Source organism: Solobacterium moorei (genome assembly GCF_036323475.1).
GTDB lineage: Bacteria > Bacillota_I > Bacilli_A > Erysipelotrichales > Erysipelotrichaceae > Bulleidia > Bulleidia moorei.
This window is the reverse complement of record NZ_AP028934.1, coordinates 2,532,554-2,556,534: the sequence shown is the minus strand read 5'-3', so window position 1 is coordinate 2,556,534 and position 23,981 is coordinate 2,532,554. Positions and strand designations below refer to the sequence as shown.

Here is a 23,981-nt window from a genome sequence, read left to right as displayed (position 1 = left end):
CTCAAATACGATTTTATTTTATCTATATGGTACAACTGGTTTAGCGTTTACATTTAAACCATTAATTCTATTGATACCCATCAAGACAAAATTGAATTAGAATATTTGTCTATTTTAGAAATAGGAGTATTCAAAATGAAAGTAAAGGCAAAAGAGAGCACTAAATTATGGGCGCTCTAAAATTACTTGGGGTTGGGGTACCGCAATGAGAAGACTTGGGGTGCCTTTTTGATACTTCTTCAGAAAACTTGGGGTACCTTCAAAAATAAAAAAACCTCTCATGTTATTATCTTTTTGCTATGAAAGAAAATGTCTTGAGAGGAGGCCATAAATGGCTATTGATTATATTATCACATCTGCTTTGAACTTGTCCCAAGATCAAGTTCAAAGTCTATCTACATATCGCAATCATGATACCTTGAATATTTATCTTCTACTGATAAATAAACACCCCATTTGCCCTTACTGTGGTGCTGATACATCTAGCAAAGGACTTCTAACATATACATTCAAAACGCAAGACATCGCTGGTCTAAAAACGATTGTCAATTGGAAACGTAGACGATATAAGTGTCGTGACTGTCATCGTACTTTTAGTGAAGACAATATCTTTACCCCTGATGGTATGCACTCCACCTTCTCTATGGTCGATCAAATCATGAAAGATCTAGGTGATATCTCCATTAACTTAAAGACAATTGCACTAAGAGCACATGTATCTATTCCTACGGTAGAACTCTATGCCGATAGTTACTTGAGAATTCCAAGGCAGTTCTTACCCGAGTATCTAGGAATTGATGAACTATATTCTGACATGGCGTTAAAAAACAGTTCTTACTTATGTGTCATGGTCGATAATAAAGCTCGTGTTCTAAACGAAGTCATACAGTCTCGTTCAAAAAAGGAACTCAGCACTTACTTTGAAAATATCCCATTAAGTGAGAGACAAAGAGTGAAGATTGTGACCATGGATATGTGGCAGCCATACAAAGATGTTGTAAAGAAATATCTGCCCAACGCCATCGTCGCTGTAGATCCTTTCCATGTCATCGAGCATCTTACATCTGGATTCTCACGTCTACGTATCGATATCATGAATCATTATGAAAAAGGAAGTAGAGCTTATTATCTTCTTAAAACATGGCATAAATTACTGGAAACCGACTACAACTTAGATAACGAGCCGAAATATAACAGTTTCTTTAGGCAAAAATTGAATTATCGAAATTTATATGATCAGTTATTGGAGATTGATCCAGTTTTAACGCTTGCCTACCACTTAAAAGAATTATTTCGCAACTTTAATAGAACTGCTATTTACCCATCTTGTACAATCGAAATTACCTCCATACTAGATGCGTTTATTTCTGCTGATATACCTGCGTACGAAGACTTTTTGACATCTATCACAAACTGGAAAGAGGAGTATCTCAACTCGTTTAGAAGACCGTATGATGACAGAAAACAATCGAATGCACTATCAGAATATATGAATAGTAGATTACGTGTACTGATCAATGTTTCTAATGGTCTTTCAAACTTTCCAAGATTCCGTGCTAGAGTGCTCTACGCGTTAAACAGAAAACTATATTACACAATTACGGATCACCTTCAATCCAACAAAAGGATTGGAAAGAAGCGTGGTTCATACAAAAAATAATTAACAATAAAACATTTCTTTCTTAGCACATATAAAAGGTAGAAATCGTAGACAAGAGACATTATTCTCATCTACAATTTCTACCTTTTTACCCCCATGTAATTTTAAAGCGGTTTTTTCTAAAACCCCAAGTTATTTTACATTAGGCTTAATTTAGAGGTTGGACATTTTATTTTCTAGGCTGTTATGCGTTACAGCCCCTTCTTTTCTAGACTTACTTTGTAAAGTATTCAACTGCCGCCTTAAATAACAACTGTTGGTTTTCAATATCTGGTACATTCTTATAAAGGTTTTCGCCATTACGCTCAGAGTGTCCCATCTTACCGAGAATGCGTCCATCCGGTGAGGTAATTCCCTCAATCGCATAGACAGAATTATTTGGATTGAAATGAATATCAGATGTTGGTTGTCCTTCAAAGTTAACGTACTGTGTCGCAATTTGACCATTATCAATCAAGGTTTGAATAACATTATCTTTTGCGATAAATCTTCCTTCGCCATGGCTAATCGCTACTGTATGAATATCTCCAACATTCATATATTTCATCCAAGGGGATTGATTACATGCGATTCTCGTCTTAACGAGTTTGGATTGGTGTCTTCCAATTGTGTTAAATGTCAGTGTTGGACGGAATTCATCCGGTTCCATAATCTTGCCATATGGCACAAGTCCAAGTTTTACGAGAGCTTGGAATCCATTACAGATACCAATCATTAAACCTTCTCTATGATTGAGTAAGTCTTCTACTGCTTCTTTTACCTTTGGGTTACGGAAGAAGGAAACGATAAACTTTGCAGAGCCATCTGGTTCATCACCACCTGAGAATCCACCTGGAAGTGCGATGATTTGACTACGACCAATCGCATCCACAAATCTTTCCACACTATCTTCGATATCTTGTGCTGTTAGATTCTTGATTACGAAGATTTCTGTTTCAGCACCCTCACGTTTAAATGCACGTGCTGTATCATATTCACAGTTTGTTCCTGGGAATACAGGAATTAAGACATGTGGAGTATCAACCGCATAACTTGCATGCATGTCAAATCTACGTTCCACAGATACAGGTTCAATTTCCTTTTCACTCTGCTTGATATTGCAAGGATATACAGATTCTAGTTTTTCTTCATAGCGAGTTTGCAATTCATCTAAGGAGATAGCTTCATCCTTTGTACGTAATTCAAACTCTCCTATTGTCTTACCTAGCAGTTCAAGCCCTTCGATTTCTTTATCTGTTTCTAACAAGAACCCACCATAGCACTTCTTAAAGAGTTGATTGATATTTACATCTTCTTCTAATGCAAAACCAATACGGTTACCTAGACTACACTTGAGAAGTGCTTCTGCTGTGCCACCATGTTCGAGTGCACAAGCAGACTTCACACAACCTGAGCCAATTAAAGAGTAAACTCTATCAAATACCGCACGCACACTCGTAAAGTCCACAATACCATTCTCATCATATTCTGGCATCACTGCATAGATATAGTGGTCTTTAGCCTTCCACTCATTTGTGATAATATGAGAAGCTTTTGCCGTAGATACCGCAAAGGCAATGAGTGTAGGTGGAACATCGATATCTTCGAATGTTCCTGACATGGAGTCTTTACCTCCGATTGCCGCAACTTCTAATTCTGCTTGGGCTTTGAGTGCACCAAGTAATGCCGCAAATGGCTTGCCCCACTTCTCTGGATTATCGCCAGTACGTCCAAAGTATTCTTGGAACGATAACCATGCATGTTTAGGATCAATACCAGCCGCAACGAGTTTTGACATCGCTTCAATGACCGCAGCCATCGCACCCTTATATGGCGATAAGGAGGATAACTCTGGATCATAGCCATAGGACATGAGCGATGCCGTATCTGTTTCACCATCTAATACTGGAATCTTAGCAGCCATTACCTGGCTTGGTGTCATTTGGTATTTACCGCCAAATGGCATGCATACAGTACCACTACCAATCGTTGTGTCAAAGCGTTCCGCTAAGCCTTTTTGACTACAGATATTTAAATCTTCTACGAGCTTATCCATACCTGCACGAAGACTTTCTACTTGAACCTCTTCTTCTGGTTGGTCTTCACCAACCACAACGGATGTGTGTCTACTTGCACCGTTTGTATTTAAGAACTCACGAGAGATATTTACAATTTCTTCTCCCTGCAAGGTCATAATCATACGTGGTTCTTCTGTAACTTTTGCTACTATTGTCGTCTCAAGATTTTCTATGCTTGCAAGTTCTTGGAACTTTTCAGCATCTTCTTTTCTGACGACAACAGCCATACGCTCTTGGGACTCACTAATCGCTAGTTCTGTTCCATTTAAGCCTTCATACTTCTTTGGAACCTTATTTAAATCTATCACTAATCCATCAGCGAGTTCTCCAATAGCTACTGCTACACCGCCAGCCCCAAAGTCATTACAGCGTTTGATAAGTTTTGCGGCTTCTGGATTACGGAATAATCTTTGTAGCTTACGCTCTTCTGGTGCATTGCCCTTTTGGACCTCTGCCCCACAGCTTTCTAATGATTCGATATTGTGTGACTTTGAAGAACCTGTTGCGCCACCACAACCATCACGCCCTGTACGTCCACCTAATAAGATGACTACATCCTCTGGTTCTGGTCTTAAACGAACAGCATTCTCTTCTGGAGCAGCCGCAATCACAGCACCAACTTCCATACGTTTCGCAACGTATCCTGGATGATAGATTTCACGTACAAGCCCTGTTGCTAAACCAATTTGGTTACCATAAGAGCTATAACCAGCAGCTGCAGTTGTTACGAGTTTACGCTGTGGCAGCTTTCCTTTCATCGTTTCACTAATTGGCTTTAGCGGATCTGCAGCACCTGTTACGCGCATTGCTTGATATACATAGCTGCGTCCTGATAATGGATCACGGATTGCGCCACCAAGGCAAGTCGCAGCACCGCCAAATGGTTCGATTTCTGTAGGGTGGTTATGTGTTTCATTCTTAAACATCAATAACCAATCCTTATCTTCACCATTTACATCAACTTTGATTTTTACAGAACATGCGTTAATTTCTTCAGACTCATCTAAATCTGTTAACTTACCATATTTCTTTAATGCTTTGGCTCCAATCGTACCCAAATCCATTAAACATACTGGTTTGGAGGTACGACCGGCATAGATATGACTGCGTAAATCTAGATAATTTAAATACGTATCTTTTACATATTCAGGTTGAATCTCTACATCATCGATAACTGTATGGAATGTTGTATGTCGGCAATGGTCTGACCAATAGGTATCGATGACACGCACCTCTGTAATCGTCGGGTTTCTGCATTCAATTTTTTGGAAGTATTCCTGCATAAACTTGAGGTCTTCTAAATCCATCGCAAGTCCATGTTCCTTGAGGAATTTCTTTAAGCCTTCTTCATCCAGTTTGATAAAACCATCAATGACTGGCGGAAGCTCTGGAGTTTCAAAAGACATAATGATAGTCTCTGGCTTCTCTAAGCTTGCGATTCGTGCTTCTACTGGATTGATCAGAGTTTCTTCAATCAACTTCTTTTCTTCGTCTGTAAACTTACCCTTGATGTAATAAAGACGTGCCGTCTTTACAGCAGGCTTTTGTTTCATGGAGCTGAGTTGAATACACTGTGCACAAGAATCTGCACGTTGATCAAACTGTCCAGGTAAATATTCTGTCGCAAGAATATATTCATCATAATCCGGTGTAGGCGCTTCTTCATAGAAGAAATCTACCTGTGGTTCTGAAAGAATTGTATACTTTGCGGCAATATAATCTTCTTCATCTACATTTTCTAAATCATAGCGATTTAAAACACGTACAGCTTCAACCTTCTGGTTACGTAAGGCAACGTGTAAATCATTTAATATGGATTTAGCTTCTACTGCGTATGCAGGTTTCTTCTCCACAAAACAACGGAATACTGTCATTGTTTTACCACCTTTCTGCCGATATCTGTACGATAGTGCATATCTGTAAAATGAATTTCTTGAATTTTATCATAAGAGAGTTGAAGTGCTTGTTCTAACGTATCGCTGACTGCACTTACCCCTAATACACGACCACCATTTGTATAGTACTTACCGTCTCTCCATGCAGTACCTGCATGATAGATTGTTACACCTTCGATTTGTCCATAATCATCCAAGCCGCTGATTTCATATCCCTTATGATATTTCTGTGGATATCCTCCACTTGCTAGGATGACACAAGCACAGGCTTTGTCTTCCCATTCAATCGTAACCTCGGATAACTTCTCATCGTGTACTGCACGCATGATGGTTAACAAATCTGTCTTTAATAGAGGTAATACAACCTGTGTCTCTGGGTCTCCAAAGCGACAATTATATTCCACAACTCTTGGACCTTTTGGTGTTAACATCAAGCCAAAGTATAGACAACCTTTGAAGGGTCTTCCTTCCTGATTCATCGCTTCAACAGTTGGTAGGAAGATTGTATTCATGCATGTTTCCGCAATCTCTTTTGTATAGAAAGGGGATGGTGCAATCGTGCCCATACCACCTGTATTTAAGCCTTCATCATTATCTAATGCACGTTTATGATCCATGGAAGATACCATCGGTACTACAACATGTCCATCTGTAAACGCTAATACAGATACTTCTGGCCCTGTCATAAACTCCTCTATAACGATTTGTTTACCAGCTTGTCCAAACGCTTGGTCTACCATCAATTCATTGACTGCTTGGACAGCTTCCTCTTCTGTTTGTGCAATCAATACACCCTTACCAAGTGCCAATCCATCTGCCTTTAATACCGTTGGATAACGGTTCTCTGTACGGATATAGTGAATCGCTTCCTGAGCATCAGAGAATATTGCATACGCTGCAGTTGGTATCTGATATTTTTGCATTAAGTTTTTCGCAAATACTTTTGATGATTCAATGATTGCTGCATTTGCGTTTGGGCCAAAACAAGGAATTCCTTCCATCTCCAGAATATCAACCATGCCCATCGCAAGAGGATCATCTGGTGTTACCACACAGAAATCAACCTTCTCATTTTTAGCAAGGTCAACCATATTGACTAAATCGATTGCACTGACATTGACGCACTTGGCATCTGCCGCAATACCGCCATTGCCAGGTGCGCAGATAATTTCTTCAATCGTTGGATTCTCTTTTAGTTTGCGAATAATCGCATGTTCACGACCACCGGAACCAAGTACCAAAACCTTCATAGATTACCTCCTCTTAGTGATGAAACAAACGTACTCCATTACATACCATGACGATATCGTACTTATCACAAGTATCGATAACATGATCGTCACGAATTGAACCACCTGGTTGTACTACATATTTCACACCGCTCTTATACGCCCTTTCAATATTATCCCCAAATGGGAAGAACGCATCTGAGCCTAGCGCTACGTCGTGCTGTTGCTTGATCCAAGCTTTCTTTTCTTCTCTTGTAAATACAGATGGCTGTTTAGTAAAGAACTGCTCCCAAGCGCCATCCTGTAATACATCTTCATAATCTTCCGAAAGATAAATATCGATTGTATTATCGCGGTCTGCTCTACGTATATCTTCTTTAAATGGTAAATTCAACACTTTCTCGTGTTGACGAAGCCACCAGTTATCAGCCTTACTACCTGCTAGTCTTGTGCAGTGAATACGGGATTGTTGTCCTGCACCGACACCGATTACCTGTCCATCCTTTGCGTATACAACGGAGTTAGATTGTGTATACTTCAGTGTAATCATTGCAATTAGTAAGTCTAGCTTTGCTTGTTCTGTTAGTTCTGTATTCTTTGTCACAAAGTTTGTTAATAATGATTCATCGATATGTACATTGTTTCGGCCTTGTTCAAAGTAGATTCCATATACCTGTTTTCTTTCGATTTCTTTTGGCACATACATTGGATTGATTTGAATTACAGCATAGTTACCCTTTTTCTTTGCTTTGAGGATTTCTAACGCTTCTTCTGTATAACCCGGTGCGATAACACCATCAGAGACTTCTTTCTTTAATAGTAATGCTGTATCTTTATCACAAATATCAGATAAGGCCGCAAAATCACCATAGGAACTCATGCGATCTGCACCACGTGCTCTTACATATGCACATGCAAGCATAGATAATTCTTCATCACCTGTAAAATAGATCTTTCTTTCTACTTCACTTAATGGTGTTCCAATTGCGGCACCTGCAGGACTTACATGCTTGAAGCTTGCGGCACTTGGATAGCCTGTGGCTTCTTTGAGCTCCTTAACGAGTTGCCAACTATTTAACGCATCAAGGAAATTGATATATCCAGGTTTGCCATTTAATACAGTTACTGGTAGCTCTTGATCATCTAAGTAAATACGCGCCGGCTTCTGATTTGGATTACAGCCGTACTTTAACGCAATTTCTTTTGTCATAAATGCACTCTCCTATTGATTCTTGTTAAAGATGATTGTCTTTACTTCATCACTACCTGGTTCAATCTGTGTTACATATAGTGAAATCTTATTATCCGCATTCAAGCTTTCCCATACATGTTGTGCAAAAGCTTCGAATGGTTCTTTGACTAGTTTGAAGCGTACTGGCTCCCCTTCGAATGAAGGAAGTGGATTTTTATCATTTTGATAAGTATGAATGATATGACCATGTCCTGGTAGTTCTTCTGTATAATCAAAGAAATAGCGACATGTACTATTTGGATTACCTTCTGCACTCTTTAAGATCGACATCTGATAGTCAAACCCATTCACCACTGCAGAAATACGCGGTGTATAGTTTGGCTCATCTGGCTCAAAAGTGCGTAGACGTAAAGCCTCTTCAAAAGTTTTACCTGCCTGCATGTTTTCATAGATTGTATCTGTTTGATCACCATTTGTGACAATCAATGTATTCCCAAGTTTTCTAACTGGAGAATAGATAATCAGAGAAGGATCAACTAGCTTTGAAATATCATACGCTTCTGTACGAATACCATCCTCTGTTTCTGTAAAGATTCGATTTCTACTATTCTCACTACGTCCCATAATGAAGTATGCGATACGCATCTTTCTTCCACATGGTGTACGTGCGATTACAATTCCTCTTCCAGGATAGCTTCTACTACCTAGGTATTCATATAAGTCTTTTGTCTGCATGTTATTTCCCTTCTATTTCTTTCGCAATCATTTCCGTCGCTTGTGGAAGTAATATCCATTCTGCTTCTTCCATGACTCTTTGTTGTAATACCTCTGGTGTATCTGATGGCAGGATATCTACTGCCTTTTGTAGTAAGATCTTTCCACCATCAGGAATCTCATTGACAAGGTGTACGGTAGCACCTGTTACCTTTACACCATATTCAAGCGCTGCTTCATGTACCTTCAATCCATAATATCCTTTCCCACAGAAGGAAGGGATCAAGGATGGATGAATGTTGATAATACGATCTGGATATGCACGAATGATTGTCTCATCCAAGATCGAAAGATATCCTGCTAGTACAATCATATCAATTTGATATGATTGTACTTTCTTTAATAATGCAGTTGAAAATTCTTCCTGTGTTATGTAATCACGCTTGGCGATAACACAGTGATCAATACCTGCTTTTTCAGCACGTTGTAATGCATATACATCTGGTTTTGATGAAATAACCAGCTTAATTTTGCCGTGCTGTAATACATTTCCTTGGGCATCTATCAGTGCTTGTAGATTAGTACCTCCACCCGAGACAAGTACTGCAATATTACTCATTCGTGGATAACGACCGAATGGTCGCCCTCTTCCATTACACCAATCTGGTATGCGTCTACACCATTCTCTTTTAAGATAGACATTGTTTTTTCAACATCTTCTGGTGATACGATCATTGCCATACCAATTCCCATATTGAAGGTGTTGAACATATCATGTTCAGGAACATTACCCTTTTCCTGTAAGAGATGAAAGATTGGTAAGATAGGCCAGCTTCCCTTTGTAATACTTGCATTTAGTGTTTCGCCATAAGCGCGTGGTAAGTTTTCATAGAAGCCTCCACCTGTAATGTGTGCGATAGACTTCACATTCACCTCTTTGAGTACATGCAGTACTGGTTTTACGTATAGCCTTGTTGGTGTTAATAATGTTTCTCCTAGTGGTTTCCCTAATACATTTGCGTAATCCTGTAGTGTAGTACCTGCATCGATATCAAACACTTTACGAACAAGAGAGAAGCCATTGGAATGTACACCACTAGAAGCTAAACCAATAATCATATCTCCAACTTTAACATTGTTTTTATCAAGGATTTTCTCTTCATCCACGATACCAACGGTAAAGCCTGCTAAATCGTATTCATCTTCTGGATAGAAGCCTGGCATTTCTGCAGTCTCTCCACCGATGAGTGCGCAGCCACTTTCTACACAGCCATCTGCGACCCCCCTTACAATCTCTGCAATCTTTTCCGGATTATTTTTTCCACATGCAATATAGTCTAAGAAGAAGAGTGGTTGTGCACCTGCACAAACTACATCATTGACACACATCGCTACACAATCGATACCGACCGTATCATGTTTATCTAGTAACATCGCAAGCTTTAGCTTTGTACCAACACCATCTGTACCAGATACAAGTACTGGTTTCTTCATACCAGCCATATCTGGTGCAAATAATCCACCAAAACCACCGATGGAATCCAATACACCTGCTGTTGTGGTACGAGATACGTGCTTCTTCATGAGTTCTACTGCTTTGTATCCAGCAGTTACATCAACCCCTGCAGCCTTATAAGCATCGCTATAGCTCTTCGTCATGTTTATTCTCCTTCTTTTCGATTTTCATTTCAAATTTTGATTTTTCAGAATGCTTAGGAATTGGGGCAGGATACTTCTCTGTAAAACATCCCGTACAGAAATCACAATCCGCATCCACTGCCATCTTCTTTACACCATCGACACTTAAATATCCTAGGGAATCTGCACCGATAGACTCGCATATTTCTTCTAAGTTCATTTTACATGCAATTAGGTTCTGTTTGGAATCAATATCTGTTCCAAAGTAACATGGTGAAATAAATGGTGGTGCAGATACACGTACATGAACTTCTGTAGCACCTCCATCACGAAGTAACTTTACAATGCGAGCACTTGTCGTTCCACGTACGATAGAATCATCTACCATGATGACACGCTTATCCTTTACAACAGAAGAAATCACGTGAAGCTTCATATTCACTGCATTTTCACGCTGTCCCTGTGTTGGTTGGATAAACGTACGTGCGATATAACGATTCTTGATAAAGCCCATACCATAAGGAATACCCGATTCTTCCGCATAGCCTTGCGCCGCATCTAGTCCAGAATCAGGCACACCAATTACGACATCCGCTTCTACTGGATGTTCCTTTGCTAAGATACGACCTGCATTACGTCTAGCTTCATGTACCGGTTGATGTTGGAGAATAGAATCACTACGTGCAAAATACACATATTCAAATACACACATATGAGGCTTTTCCTTACAGTGTGTACGGATAGAATGTTCTACACCATCATGATCGATTACGACAATCTCACCCGCATCAATATCACGAACATAATCCACACCAACAGCCGCAAACGCACAGGTCTCAGACGCAAATACAATTCGTCCATCCTTGTCTTTTCCCATAACTAATGGTCGGAATCCTTTTTTATCTCTTACAGCAATTAGCTTTTCAGGTGACATCACAACAAGGCTATATGCACCTTCAATGCGATTCATTGTATTTTCAATTGCCTTTTCAATCGAAGATGTCTTTAATCTTTCCTGAATGATAATATAACAAATAATTTCCGAGTCATTTGTTGTATGAAAGATCGCACCCTTCTGTTCTAACTCCTCACGTAGCTCGGCTGCGTTTGTTAGATTTCCATTATGTGCAATCGCTAGTTGCCCTTTAATATGACGAACCAGTAAAGGCTGTGCATTGGTATGATTTACAGTTCCAAATGTTGAATATCTAGTATGACCAATTGCCATCTGACCCTTACCTAGTTTATCTAATTCATGTTGATCAAATACATCACGTACTAAACCAACATCCTTATGTGCTGTGATAACACCTCGGTCATTGACCGCAATACCACAGCTTTCTTGTCCACGATGTTGTAAGGCAAATAAACCATAGTAAGTATCGGATACTACATCACTCACCATGTTTTTATCGTAAATACCGAAAACACCACACTCCTCATGAATCATATCCTGCATGTTCTCTCTCCTAGTATATTTATAATGCCTGTGCTTTTTCTTGAAGTTCTTGATCTTTCGCCAATACTGCTGCACTTTGTTTCTGACGACTTTCTAATACTTTCTTCGCAAGTTCTTCATCGCTGATAGCTAAAATTTGTGCAGCTAAATATGCTGCATTCTTAGAACCGTCAATTGCTACCGTCGCAACTGGGATACCACTAGGCATCATAACGGTAGATAATAATGCATCTACGCCCTCTAACGCATTGGACTTCAGAGGAACACCAATGACTGGTAGCGTTGTATGTCCTGCTACTACACCTGCTAAGGCAGCTGCCATACCAGCTCCCGCAATAATGACACCGAAGCCATTATCCTTCGCATTTGAGGCAAACTCTGCAACCTTCTCTGGTGTACGATGTGCAGAATATACATGTACTTCTACCGGAATTTCGAATTTCTTCAACACCGAAATTGCCTTTGACATCACATCAAAGTCACTATCACTGCCCATTAAAATCGCTACTTTTTTCATCTTACCTTCCTCCATTTTCTAATAAAACAAAAAATCCGTGGAGATTTCTCCACAGATCGTATTCAAAAAACATTCTTTCCACATTTTTGGGCGCAGAAAACCGCCATCAGAAATGTATTTGTCGAAGTACCGACAATATATTCTATTGTTCGGAGAGTCACAACACCTAAAGCCATAGCTCCATCCTTCCTGTCCCAAAGACATCCGTTACCAAACCATAAAACACGTAACTATCATAACAAATAGGGACTAGAAGTAAAGATGAAAAATAGAAGAAAACAAGAATTGTTGTAAAACTCCTATACTACTCTACACTTTTTGTAAAAAGTTGCGGTAGGTAAGTGAAATAAAGATAGCTCCAAGCGGTGCAGTAAATAGGATTGCGGTGACCGCAGCCGTCAGAATTAATTCCCCACTAGCAAGACCTGCCTCTAATGCAAGTCCTCCAATCGCAGCTTGTACCGTTGCCTTTGGAAGATATGCCCCCATTGTGAATATCCTTTCCTTCATATTGAACTTTGTTTTCATGATACTCAGATATACACCAAGTATACGGAATACTAGTGCTAGAATAATGACAACCAAAACAACAGGTCCAAAAGATAATGCATAATCAATTCGTACACTCGCACCTACTAACGCAAATAAGAAGATCTCAGCAGGCTGCCATAGCTTCGCAAGAACAGCAGAGTATTTATCCGCCATCTCTGGTTTGATATGACGTATCGTAGCTGTTAAAGCCATAATAGCAAGTAAACCAGAGAATCCAATCATACCCGTCATTATTCTTTCAATTGTAATAAGTACCATCCCGATCGCAAACATGCTTGCAAGTTCAATCCCAGTAGGTAACTTCAATAGCCGATACAGCTTACAAAGTACATACCCCAAGACAATACCAGAAACAATTCCAAATAGGATTGATGTTGGAATACGTAATAAGGATAGCGCATTGAACTCTCCACTCTTGGCAAGTGTCAATAATGATGTAAATAGTACAATAACATACACATCATCCATTGAAGCACCAGCCATAATTAGTTGAGGAATACCCTCTTTTGTGCCATATCCTTCGTCCATTAGTCTTAACATAAGTGGTACAACAACAGCAGGAGATACCGCAGCTAATACGGTTCCAAGTATTGCGGCATTCAACAGATCTAAATGCAGAAAGATTGGCGCTAGAATCATCAGTCCTAGAATCTCAAAGCTAGCTGGCACAAAACACATCAGCAACGCAGACGATCCAACCTTCTTTAAATCTGATATCTGTAAGTTCAAACCGGCACGCATCAAAATAATCATTAACGCAATCTGGCGAATATCAGATGAAATCTGAAAGGTTGTTGTATCAATTACGTTGAATACAAAGGGTCCTAATATGATTCCAGTTAGTAAATACCCTAATAAATTTGGTAAACCTACCTTACGCATAATCATCGCAAATACTACACTAACTAAAATCATCATCGCAAAACTAAATAACATAACTCTCCTTATATAAAAATGCTGATACCCGTAACAAAAAGAAGTTACAGGAGTTATCAGCACTTATAGCGGTTTAGATTTATAATCTTGGAAAACCCCATTTCCGTCAGAAATTATAGTTCCGATTTATTTCTTTGTCAAAAAGAAATCCCTGCTAGTCGTAGGGGGAACTCTAGCAGGGATAACATGTTAATACGATTGATGGTTATAGTAAGGCCTGGCTTAACATCCAGATTGTCTTAGCGTAAGATGCGATAAATTCATCCATCTTCGCAGATACGAGGTAGTTGTTCTCTGCATCTGCAGCTTCCTTGATTTCTGTAACACTCTTTAATAGGTACTGATAGTCTGGTAATAATTCAGAGTATAAAGTCTTAACACTTGTTACATATGCGTCTGTGCCTTCTTCAAGCTTTGCATTCGCAAGGAATTCCTTTAGTGTTGAAACTGGCTTACCACCATTCATTAAGATTAATTCACCAACTGTATCAACCTGTGGTAATACAGCATCATATAAATTCTCGAGTTCTGGGTGAATCTGGAAGAATGACTGTCCACTTACATACCAGTGCTTATTTTGTAATTTGTGATAGAAAACGACTAGGTCAGATAATAATACATTTAACTTGTTGTTCATAATTTATAATCTCCTTTTCAATATTTTCTACAGCCTCCTCAGCTGACATTGATAGTATATAATCAAATATATGTATACAATAGTATTATTAATCCACAAAATAGTATAATATTATCAATATAGGAGAATATTCATATGAATCAAGAACTTCCACTCATTATAGAAAGCGAAAGCTTCGATACTTATAAGCAAGATGAGTTAACACATTGGCATAACTCATTTGAATTAATTGAAGTTGTAGAAGGAAAGTTTTACTGCAATGTTGATGGATCAGAGTTTCTAATTAATAAAGGTAATATCTGTATTATCAACCGCGGTAGAATGCATCATATCTACACAGAAAACCATGATACATTCAAGTGTAGAAAGAAAACAATTATCTTCAATCCAGATTACTTTATTAAAGATCAACATATCTACGAAAAATATATACGTCCATTACTTGAAAAGGATGCGTTTGCGCATATCCAATTCAACATCAACAAAGGTATTGGTTTGGATATCTATTCTTTAATGAAAGAAGTTGAAGTGTTAGAAAGTGAAAAACCAATTGGTTATGAACTCGAAGAATATTCTTTGATTTATAAAATTATTCGTTATTTATATCTCGCTTATGAATCTAGCAAGCAAAACATTCATACTACGTATGATGCTAATGTACAGATTCAAAGAAATATGACTAGCTACATCCACGAAAATTATAGCGCTAAAATCGGTTTGGACGATATTGCGGAGGCTGGACAAGTTAGTAAGAGTACTTGTATACGCTTATTCCACAAGTACACTGGCAAGTCTCCTATCGATTTTCTAAACAGCTACCGTCTACAAGTCAGCGCAGAACAGTTGGCAAACAGTTCTCAACAAATCACTGAAATATCATTTGCTTGTGGATTTGGACAACCTAGTTATTTCAACCGCCTATTCTTAAAAGAATATAACATGACACCAAACCAATATCGTAAGCAACATGCACGCATGAATAGTTAAATAATATATCTGGTTATATGATTTTCTATCAATCTGGTAATTTTCTCTTTTCTAGTATCTTCTATAATGAGAATTATAGACTAGGAGATTTCTCATGAAGAAAATTGTGACAATGCAGGACATATCCTGTGTAGGAAAATGCTCATTAACAGTTGCTTTACCAGTACTATCTGCGATGGGCATTGAAACTGCTGTTATTCCAACCGCCGTACTATCAACACATACCATGTTCCAAGGCTTTACATTCCATGATTTAACAAGTGAAGTAAATCCAATACTCGCTCACTGGCAAAAAGAAGGCTTTACATTCGATGGAATCTATACAGGATATCTTGGTTCCTTCGAACAAATCGATCTTGCAAAAAAGATATTCGAAGAATTTGGAACCCACGCTCTTCGAATTGTAGATCCATGTATGGCAGATAATGGAAAGCTATATACAGGATTCGACATTCCATTTACCAAAAAGATGCGTGATTTATGTGCTATCGCAGACATCATCATACCAAACCTAACAGAAGCTTCCTTCTTATTAGATATTCCATATCAGGAAAAGTATGATGAAGACTATATCAAACATGTATTACGTCAACTAACAGATTTTGGATGTCATACCGCAATTATCACCGGTGTAACATTTGAACCAGGTCGTATCGGTGCGTATGCATATGAAAAGGATACAGATACCTACACAACATACTTCAATGAAGAAGAACCACAACACTTCCACGGTACAGGTGATATTTGGGCAAGTGCTTTCAGCGGTGGACTCTTGCAAGGTTTATCCCTACTACAAGCAATGATACTTGCCTGTGACTATGTGAAGGAATCTATCCATAAAACATTGGAAGAAGAAAATCATAATATCTATGGCGTCAACTTCGAACAGGCAATGCCATTCTTAATCACATCATTGGAGAAATATAAAAACTGTGTTAAACCTACGGTCGAATAGCCAAAGGTTTAATACAGTTTTTATTTCGTCATTCCTTTTCAAAGTGAAACATTTTTTATAACTATTCAATCCAATAAAAATCTAAATCATGAATAATCTTTAAACTTTTATGATTCTTTAGTGCTTCAGATACGTGAAGCAGATAGCTTTCCACGACCACGAATAACGAGCTATATATTTTTGTGATAATCAATTGCTACAACGATACAGAGTTAGTTCTTTGGTAATCCTCTCTTCTTATCTAGGCCATTTTTGTTTACTGTTAGATATTCTTTTATTATTTAGAGCACTCATTTCGCTAATTATTTCCTATTCTTTTTTAAGAATTTACTCGCTAATTTATATACTTGATAGATTTCTTTATTTTCCAAATCCCAACCATCAACTTTAATCTCCACTAGTCGAGGATATTTCTTACTAATATCTCTTAATGCATTTCCTACTGACTTTCTTACATATTCACTTGTATCATCCTTCAAAGCTGCAATTCTTCTAATTGCTTCATCAGGATGTTCTTTAAAATACGGCCTATTTGTCCATATTCTCAATCCTTCCGTGACTGCCCTTCGAGTATTAGGATTCTTATTATGCAGCCATTGATCAATTACTTGTAGCGCTTCTTCAAATCCTTTTTTCTTGCAATATTCATCGAATGCTTTTGCTAAAATTTCTTGAACTCTCCAATTTTCGTCTTTAGAAACTTCATCTCTCATAAAATTTAATACATCTTCGTACTCCGATAAATATCCAAAGAGAAATACAGCGTACATCTTTACTTGGTAGACATTAGATGAGTATGCAGAAAACGCCAACTTCTTGATATAGTCCATACCTTTCGATTGATAGTCAGCAAGTGCTCTTTTTTCCTGTTCCTTAAAACCATTTTCTATTAAAGTTAATTCTTTTTCTAAATTTGCAATATACTCTTTCATACACATGCACCATCTTCCATTTTTAATGTATCTCTCATTTACTAATACGATAATGTCCGACAATATCATTACGTTTCTCTAAGATATCTTGTTCATATGCCAACTGCCATGGACTATCATGGTGAATTACATATGGTACTCCTCTCTCATTTCTTCTGTCTGATACGATTCCAATATGATTGCGAAATACAATAATATCTCCACCCTGCCAGTCTTCAAAATCTTTTACATCAGTCGTAAGTATCTGCGCAGTATGATCAAAATATACTTTTAAATTTCTAACTCTCCTAAAATCAATATTGATATCTGGCTGATCAATTGCATAATCACTAGGATGATTTTGAATATCTTCTTGAATTAATGTCATTAAATCATACCCAGCATTCTTTAATGCATGTGCTACAACATCTGTACAAACTCCGTATTCATCGTCCGAATACCCTGTACTATAGTACTTGCTTTGATACTTTGGCTTTGTGGAAATGTATTCTAGCGCATTTTCTAATATATCTACTTGGTCATCGATACCATCATTATCTTGATCGTTATTGCTATGATACTGTTTGACTTGATATTTACCTGTAGGTCGTTTGATAGATGGATTTTGATAATGCCTATAGGCAAATGCAGAAATAATAATAACAATAGCGACTACATATATAGCAATCTTCTTTATCATATATCCCACCATACATGCATAGCATTACTTACGCATCTTCTTTCGTACGCGATTGATGTGTCTTTCAAAGCTTCCATTCTGTATTAACTCCGCAACGATATACTGCATCAACGTTGAAACTGTATTGGAGCGGAAGGAGATTCTATCTTGAAATTGTTTTAAGTTCTTCTTTGGTAATATCATATATCCAATTCGAACGGATGGTGCGATGGTATTGGAGAAAGTATTTAGATAAATAACCTGTTCATCGTCTAAAGCATATAGTGTTTCTCTACCATTCATTCCTAAGGTATATTCAGAATCATAATCATCTTCTACTATCCATGCATGATTTTCATTTGCCCAGTGAATATATTGTTTTCTCTTATTAATATCTGTTGTACTACCTGATGGATAACTATGATATGGCGTCACATGTAATACATCTGCGTGATTCTTTTGTAGTTCTGAATTTAAAATACCATTCTTACCAAGCTTCATGCGTATTAGCCTTACATTCTCTGTTTCATACATAAGTGAGATTTTTTCGTAAGATGGGTTTTCAATTGCATATACCTTATCGCGTCCAATCATACTCACTAGAATTCCATAAAAGTATTCTGAACCAGAACCAATGATAATCTGTTCTGGATCAACATAGATACCACGAACACGTGCTAAGTATGACGTAATTGTTTTACGAAGATATACGAGTCCATTCCATGGTGATTTTGTTAGTAATACATCTTGTCGCATACTTAATACTTTACGTGCAGCCATCGCAAATACATTGGAAGAAAACAGTTTATCATTTGTAATCTGTATTTCCGGTGAGATTTCGATACTACTATCTTCTTTAGCACTAAAAAAATCTTTCTCAAGATAACTTACATAGTATCCGCTTCTCATACGAGAAGTGATATATCCTTCTGACGCTAGTAATTCATATGCATGTGCTACTGTTATCACACTGACATTTTCTTTATCTGCTAAAATGCGTTTCGAAGGTAGTTTATCCCCTGTTTGATAAATACCACGAATAATATCATTACGAATCTTTAGGTATAGATCCATGTATGCTTTGGTTTTATTGTTCATATCTCATTCCAATCTGGTCATATAAATTATAACATTTCTGGGTATATGCAGATAACCAGAAACTGTTTAAAATATACACATATTTGGAGGTTTTTATGAATATTTCAGTAAAAAGATTTACTTTAATCGCAATGTTACTAGCGATGACGATAGTTTTATCTTCATTCAGTATTCCGGTACCAGGTGGACATCTATACTTCAACGACTTGGTCATCGTAACGGCCGCACTCATGTTAAATCCTGTTGAGGCTTTCATCGTTGGTGGTCTTGGTTCATTCCTTGGTGATTTGTTCTTCTATCCAACACCAATGTTTGTTTCCCTTGTTACTCACGGTCTACAAGCAGTCGTGATTTCCCTACTCATTTCTAAGAAGGAACATCCTGCTTTAAAGGATTATATTCTTGCGGTAACTGTTGGTGCGATTATCATGGTTAGTGGATATACGATAGGTCGCTCATTCTTCTACGCAAGTCCAAAGGTCGCAATAATCAAATTGCCATTCCAAATTATTCAGGCTAGCTTTGGCGCAATTATGGCAGTCATCCTACATACACGTTTACCACTCAAAAGATTAGTAAAATAAGCCTGTTTCACACACTCTACACTTTAGCTGCTTAGCTTATCTATATTCATTTCATCTTCAACGAGACTAAAAATATTTTTGGCTTAATTAACTTACTGTGGACTTGTAATTCGTTATTGTATTGAGAAACTAAATAAATTGTGGTTCTGTAATACTTTTGTAGTTATCACAAATGGATAACGTATCATCCATGAAAGCTTTTCATATAATTCATTAAGATCCATCTCCATAAACCTACGCATACATACAAACAATACGGCATATCGGTTAATATACTACTCTACAATTCTTACATTCTGCCAAAGAGTTATAACGATCCGTTCCGTCTGTGTAGATGATAGAGCGTTGTGTAATGTTATTTTTGAAGGTATCCTGTATAATATCTTTGGATACGGTCCTGTTGTGATTGTATTAGTTTATTAAAGTTTATTAAAGTTAGTGATTAATTCTGTTTCATGCATAATAGATTTCTCCTTTATAATGAAACTAATCTATTATGCATTTTCAATATTGATGTGCATATGAACCCTCATCAATGATATTAAGTCCACTATGAGTTAATTAAGCCATATTTTTGATAGATTTGTCAGAATTGACAGATCTTTTCTATTGTAAAACTCGAAACAATCTATAATCCAATCCTAATTTTAGAATCTTAAAATGGCTAACGGAAAAGGATGACTATATTGGAATGTCATTACCGACACTCTATAGCCATCCTATTTTGCTTTTTCAAAACTCATTGCTGAGTTTACTTAAGCCAGCAATCTCTAATATATATTTAGTTAAAATAGTTTATTCTTCTTCTTTTTTCTTCTTTCCTACTAAATAGATAACATATCCTCCAGATACCGCTAAGACAGTTCCACCAGCAACAAGAAGAGGACTGATACCATTTTCCTTATCTTCGCTATTTCCTAGAGTGTTTTCTGAAGTAGACTGCTTGTTTTCTTGTTCCTTGGTATCTTTCTTAGAATCTTTAGGCTTATCTTCTTTATCCTTTGATTCTTGATTCTTCTTATCAGATCCCTTAGCAGGTTGATTTGGATTTTTTTGTTTATTCTGGTTCTCTAAATACTCAAGATTTGCAAGAATAGCCTTAAAACCTTCTTTTGCCTTATTTAATAAATAAATGTTGTTTGCGACAACTTGGGAATCATTTTCTAATTCTGCCTTTGAGCTGTTTAACTTATTTAACTGATTAAGAATTACATTTAACTTATTCATCAAAACGTTGTATTCAGCTTCATGTTGACCAAGAACATTAATTGTTGCATAATCACTTGAGCTACGGGCATCATACTCTGCTCTAAATGCTGCTAACTTTCCATTCTCTACATTTGCAATACCAGTTTTTGTTGCTAGTGTTGCATTTGCAGTTGTTAAGTCATTTCTGTGTGCAGCAATATCTGCATCATACATTGTTGGATCTAATGTTGGCAGTTCATTATTGATTTGATTTACTCTGCTATTGATATTCTTTTGACTATCTAGTAATTGCTTTGCCTGTTCAACTAACTTCTTCTGATCTTCAACTAATTTAGCTTGGTCGCTTACAAGTTTCTCTTTAGCAACTTTATCTGCTTCAGCAGAAGTAATTGCATTCTGTTTGCTTGTTACTTCAAATGCCTTAGTTGCAATTTCACCATTCTTGGCATTAATCTTACTCTGAACTTCCGCTAACTCAGCTACATTATCAGCTAGGTCTGCAATAACTTTATTGAGTTCTGCTTGTTTTGCATTCTTATCACTTACAAGAGCATTCTTTTCTGCCGTTAATGTATTAAACTTCCTGTTTGTTTCGTTGAATTGCTCTAATGCTTTCTTCGCATTTTCTAATGCCGTGTTCTTCTGACTTAAGTTATTCTCTAGTGTGCTGATTTCAGTTGCTAGTTTTTGTGCTTCTGTTGATGCATTAGCAGCCATCTGTTCAAGTTCTTGTAACTTCTTCTCTGCTTCTTGCTTCTTCTGTAACACATCTGCCTTGCTTGAAGTTGCTGTGTTGATAGCGTTTGTAGCACTATTAATCTTAGCCTGTTCAGCGTTGATTGTCTTTACAGTTTCATCAATAGCCTTATTGATTTCTGCCAACTTCTGTTCAGCCTGTGATTTTTCTGCTTTCTTTGCTTCAACTGCGGCCTTAGCCTTTTCAAGTTCATCTGCCAACTTCTTAGGTGTTACCTTGTTTACCCAGTTTGTAGCAATCTCACGGAAACGCTCTTCTGTGTAGTAACCGTTCTCTTCCGTCATATATGCCTTCATCTGTTCGTCAGTCTTGACATCGTGTGGTGGATATAGAGGGATCGCATGGTTCTTATCAGAGTAAGCGTATGATGTGTTTGATTGTTTTGCAATTTCAAGGCCTACACCAGAATAGAATGTTGGTGTCTTATCTTTACCAATGTTTTCACGTTGGTTAACACCCTCTCTAATAAACATGTAAGGTGATATCGCATGTAACTTACCATACTGGTCAGAGAACCACTTGTAGTGACCACCATTTGAGTCCTTCTCTTCATCCCACCAGCCTTTCATGGATTCTTTTTCGTATGTAGAACCATTATCAATCCATTCTTCTTTACCTGTTAAAGTAAATAAGTTATCAGCACCATTTACATAAGTATGATACCAGTAGTTATTTGCACCGATTGCTGTTGCAATTGCTTCTGTCAACATACCACGAACATCTACCTTGACTGGTTCTAAACCTGCTGCCTTACGGCGATTGTTAAGTTCTGTAACAGTATTTACCATACGCATTAGGTTATCCTTAGCAGATGTTAATGCTGTTTCATCACCCTTTAACCACTCACGTACAGTCTTAACTTGACCGTAGTCCTTACTGTTCTTGACAACCATCTTAACAGGTGTGTTCATAACGAACTCTAAGTATTCATCCCAAGTCTGTGGTTGTTGTGCTGTTGAATTAAGAGTACCATCTTTTAATGTTGGAACACTACCACCATTAGCCTTTAAGAAGTTTAAGAATGTAGAATTGTCTGTTGCCTCTGCAATTTTCTTCTCTACTTCTTTTTGCTTGGCTTCTAACTGTGCTAACTCTGTTGTCTTAGAGTCAATAGAATTTTGAATATTTGTCTTTTCTGCTTCTTTTGCTGACTTAGCCTGTTCTGCTGTAGTCTTTGCTTGTTCAGCATTTGTCTTAGCCTGTGTCTGTTCGTTGATTGTGTTGTCTAAAGCCGCAATCTGATTTGTAAGATTTGCTACTTCATCTTTCTTGCCCTGAATTTGATTCTTTAATTCAGGAGATGTAACTTCTGCTAAACGATTACGCTTAGTTGTTAAGTCTTGTTCGATTGTAGCAATTTCATTTGTAATATCTGCTACGTTCTTTTCAAGGTTCTGTTTCTGAATTGTAAGACTCGCTTCATTTACACCCAATGCGTCAATTTCAGACTGCTTATTTGTAATAGCCTGTGTAACATCTGCAATCTGCTTATCAAGCGTGTTCTTTTCTTCCGTCTTTTCTGTGCCAGTTGCTTCAATTTGATTCTTGTTATTTTCTAAGACTTTTAATTCATCCTTCTTTGTTTCAAGTTCTTGGCTTAAGGTTTCCTTATCTGCCTTTAAATCACTCAACTGTTTTGTGACATCATTTAGTGTATTCTGACGATTTGTTAATTCTGCCTGCATATTATTTAGCTCTGTTGTCTTTGCAAGTACGTCAGCCTCTAATGGAGCAATATCAGCAACCTTAGGTGATAGTTCTGCCTGTTCCTTCTTCAAACTTTTAATTTTATCTTCTAACGCTTTCTTATCTGCTTCTAGCTTCTTCAGTTCCTCTTGGATTTTATCGACTGTACTCTGTGCAGTATTTTGCGCTTGAATTGCAGCTTCTGCAGTTGCTTTTAATTCTGACTCCTTCGTACTTAATGCCGCTTTATCCACATCAACTTCAGTTTTCTTCGCTACAATCTGCTTTTCAAGTTCAGCACGCTCATTAGCATACTGCCCAATCCGGCTGTTTAATTCAGCTATTTTTATGTTAACCTCTTGTAATCTCTGTTCTTCTTGGGGTATACGGCTGTCAACTTCTTGTTGGGACATTTGCCCAACTTGTCCAGGTGTGAGAGTCTCTTCCGCAGCCATTACTGTTGTTACTTGTGCCCCTACAGAAATTAGTGAAGCAGTCGTAATTACACCCTTCATTAAAATGTGATTGCTTTTCATTATTTTCTTATCCCCCTTAATATGCTAGTGTAACAAATATATTTTTTTCATACATATATAGTTAGTTGTTTGATTATTATCCTATGTACTCTT

The 23,981-nt window shown here is 37.6% G+C and carries 18 protein-coding genes and 1 riboswitch; of the genes, 4 read left to right on the top strand and 14 right to left on the bottom strand.

The window, feature by feature from the left end:
* The first annotated feature begins 331 nt into the window (after positions 1-331).
* The gene (locus RGT18_RS12775) at positions 332-1,660 is read left to right on the top strand and encodes an ISL3 family transposase (RefSeq protein ID WP_338174770.1); all 1,329 of its coding nucleotides are present in this window, start codon (positions 332-334) and stop codon (positions 1,658-1,660) included.
* A gap of 214 nt (positions 1,661-1,874) precedes the next feature.
* Here the strand turns inward: RGT18_RS12775 and RGT18_RS12770 are convergent, their stop codons facing one another.
* From RGT18_RS12770 to RGT18_RS12725, 10 genes are all read right to left on the bottom strand, one after another.
* Positions 1,875-5,591, bottom strand: a complete 3,717-nt coding sequence (locus RGT18_RS12770; RefSeq protein ID WP_028077348.1) for a phosphoribosylformylglycinamidine synthase — start codon at positions 5,589-5,591, stop codon at positions 1,875-1,877.
* Positions 5,588-6,862, bottom strand: a complete 1,275-nt coding sequence (purD, locus tag RGT18_RS12765; protein ID WP_028077349.1) for a phosphoribosylamine--glycine ligase — start codon at positions 6,860-6,862, stop codon at positions 5,588-5,590. The genes RGT18_RS12770 and purD overlap by 4 nt, the downstream gene beginning before the upstream one ends.
* Before the next feature lie 13 nt (positions 6,863-6,875).
* Entirely contained in the window at positions 6,876-8,051 is a 1,176-nt protein-coding gene (locus RGT18_RS12760; protein ID WP_028077350.1) for a phosphoribosylaminoimidazolecarboxamide formyltransferase, read from the bottom strand.
* A 12-nt stretch (positions 8,052-8,063) separates the two neighbouring features.
* Positions 8,064-8,768 (bottom strand): IMP cyclohydrolase, encoded by a 705-nt coding sequence (locus RGT18_RS12755; protein ID WP_028077351.1) that lies wholly within the window; start codon positions 8,766-8,768, stop codon positions 8,064-8,066.
* Position 8,769: 1 nt separating this feature from the next.
* On the bottom strand, positions 8,770-9,366 hold the full coding sequence (purN, locus tag RGT18_RS12750; protein ID WP_028077352.1) for a phosphoribosylglycinamide formyltransferase: 597 nt from the start codon (positions 9,364-9,366) through the stop codon (positions 8,770-8,772).
* Complete coding sequence (gene purM / locus RGT18_RS12745; protein WP_028077353.1) at positions 9,363-10,406, bottom strand: phosphoribosylformylglycinamidine cyclo-ligase; 1,044 nt, start codon at positions 10,404-10,406, stop codon at positions 9,363-9,365. The genes purN and purM overlap by 4 nt, the downstream gene beginning before the upstream one ends.
* The gene (purF, locus tag RGT18_RS12740) at positions 10,390-11,844 is read right to left on the bottom strand and encodes an amidophosphoribosyltransferase (protein ID WP_006524976.1); all 1,455 of its coding nucleotides are present in this window, start codon (positions 11,842-11,844) and stop codon (positions 10,390-10,392) included. Before purF ends, purM begins: the two co-directional genes overlap by 17 nt.
* A 19-nt stretch (positions 11,845-11,863) precedes the next feature.
* The gene (gene purE / locus RGT18_RS12735) at positions 11,864-12,361 is read right to left on the bottom strand and encodes a 5-(carboxyamino)imidazole ribonucleotide mutase (RefSeq protein ID WP_028077354.1); all 498 of its coding nucleotides are present in this window, start codon (positions 12,359-12,361) and stop codon (positions 11,864-11,866) included.
* A gap of 309 nt (positions 12,362-12,670) precedes the next feature.
* A complete protein-coding gene (locus tag RGT18_RS12730) occupies positions 12,671-13,849 on the bottom strand; it encodes a cation:proton antiporter (RefSeq protein WP_028077355.1) in 1,179 nt (392 codons plus the stop codon).
* A gap of 40 nt (positions 13,850-13,889) precedes the next feature.
* Positions 13,890-13,963, bottom strand: a riboswitch (Fluoride riboswitch).
* A 91-nt stretch (positions 13,964-14,054) separates the two neighbouring features.
* Positions 14,055-14,486 (bottom strand): Dps family protein, encoded by a 432-nt coding sequence (locus tag RGT18_RS12725; protein ID WP_006524973.1) that lies wholly within the window; start codon positions 14,484-14,486, stop codon positions 14,055-14,057.
* Between the two features lie 135 nt (positions 14,487-14,621).
* Here RGT18_RS12725 and RGT18_RS12720 point away from each other — a divergent pair, with 135 nt between their 5' ends.
* Positions 14,622-15,473: an AraC family transcriptional regulator gene (locus tag RGT18_RS12720; RefSeq protein ID WP_028077356.1), complete on the top strand. Its 852-nt coding sequence runs from the start codon at positions 14,622-14,624 to the stop codon at positions 15,471-15,473.
* Between the two features lie 94 nt (positions 15,474-15,567).
* Positions 15,568-16,428: a pyridoxamine kinase gene (locus RGT18_RS12715; protein ID WP_028077357.1), complete on the top strand. Its 861-nt coding sequence runs from the start codon at positions 15,568-15,570 to the stop codon at positions 16,426-16,428.
* 302 nt (positions 16,429-16,730) lie between these two features.
* On the opposite strand, the gene RGT18_RS12710 is transcribed toward RGT18_RS12715, so the two are convergent.
* Genes RGT18_RS12710 through pdxR form a run of 3 tightly spaced genes read right to left on the bottom strand, consistent with a single transcriptional unit; the run spans position 16,731 to position 19,116 of the window.
* On the bottom strand, positions 16,731-17,360 hold the full coding sequence (locus RGT18_RS12710; RefSeq protein WP_028077358.1) for a DNA alkylation repair protein: 630 nt from the start codon (positions 17,358-17,360) through the stop codon (positions 16,731-16,733).
* Between the two features lie 34 nt (positions 17,361-17,394).
* A complete protein-coding gene (locus tag RGT18_RS12705; RefSeq protein ID WP_037403323.1) occupies positions 17,395-18,039 on the bottom strand; it encodes a DUF1287 domain-containing protein in 645 nt (214 codons plus the stop codon).
* Positions 18,040-18,063: 24 nt separating this feature from the next.
* Positions 18,064-19,116, bottom strand: coding sequence for a MocR-like pyridoxine biosynthesis transcription factor PdxR (gene pdxR / locus RGT18_RS12700; RefSeq protein WP_028077360.1), 1,053 nt, complete (start codon positions 19,114-19,116; stop codon positions 18,064-18,066).
* A gap of 95 nt (positions 19,117-19,211) precedes the next feature.
* Here pdxR and RGT18_RS12695 point away from each other — a divergent pair, with 95 nt between their 5' ends.
* Positions 19,212-19,700 (top strand): ECF transporter S component, encoded by a 489-nt coding sequence (locus RGT18_RS12695; protein ID WP_028077361.1) that lies wholly within the window; start codon positions 19,212-19,214, stop codon positions 19,698-19,700.
* 795 nt (positions 19,701-20,495) lie between these two features.
* Here RGT18_RS12695 and RGT18_RS12690 read toward each other — a convergent pair.
* Positions 20,496-23,888 (bottom strand): hypothetical protein, encoded by a 3,393-nt coding sequence (locus tag RGT18_RS12690; protein ID WP_028077362.1) that lies wholly within the window; start codon positions 23,886-23,888, stop codon positions 20,496-20,498.
* Positions 23,889-23,981 lie beyond the last annotated feature (93 nt).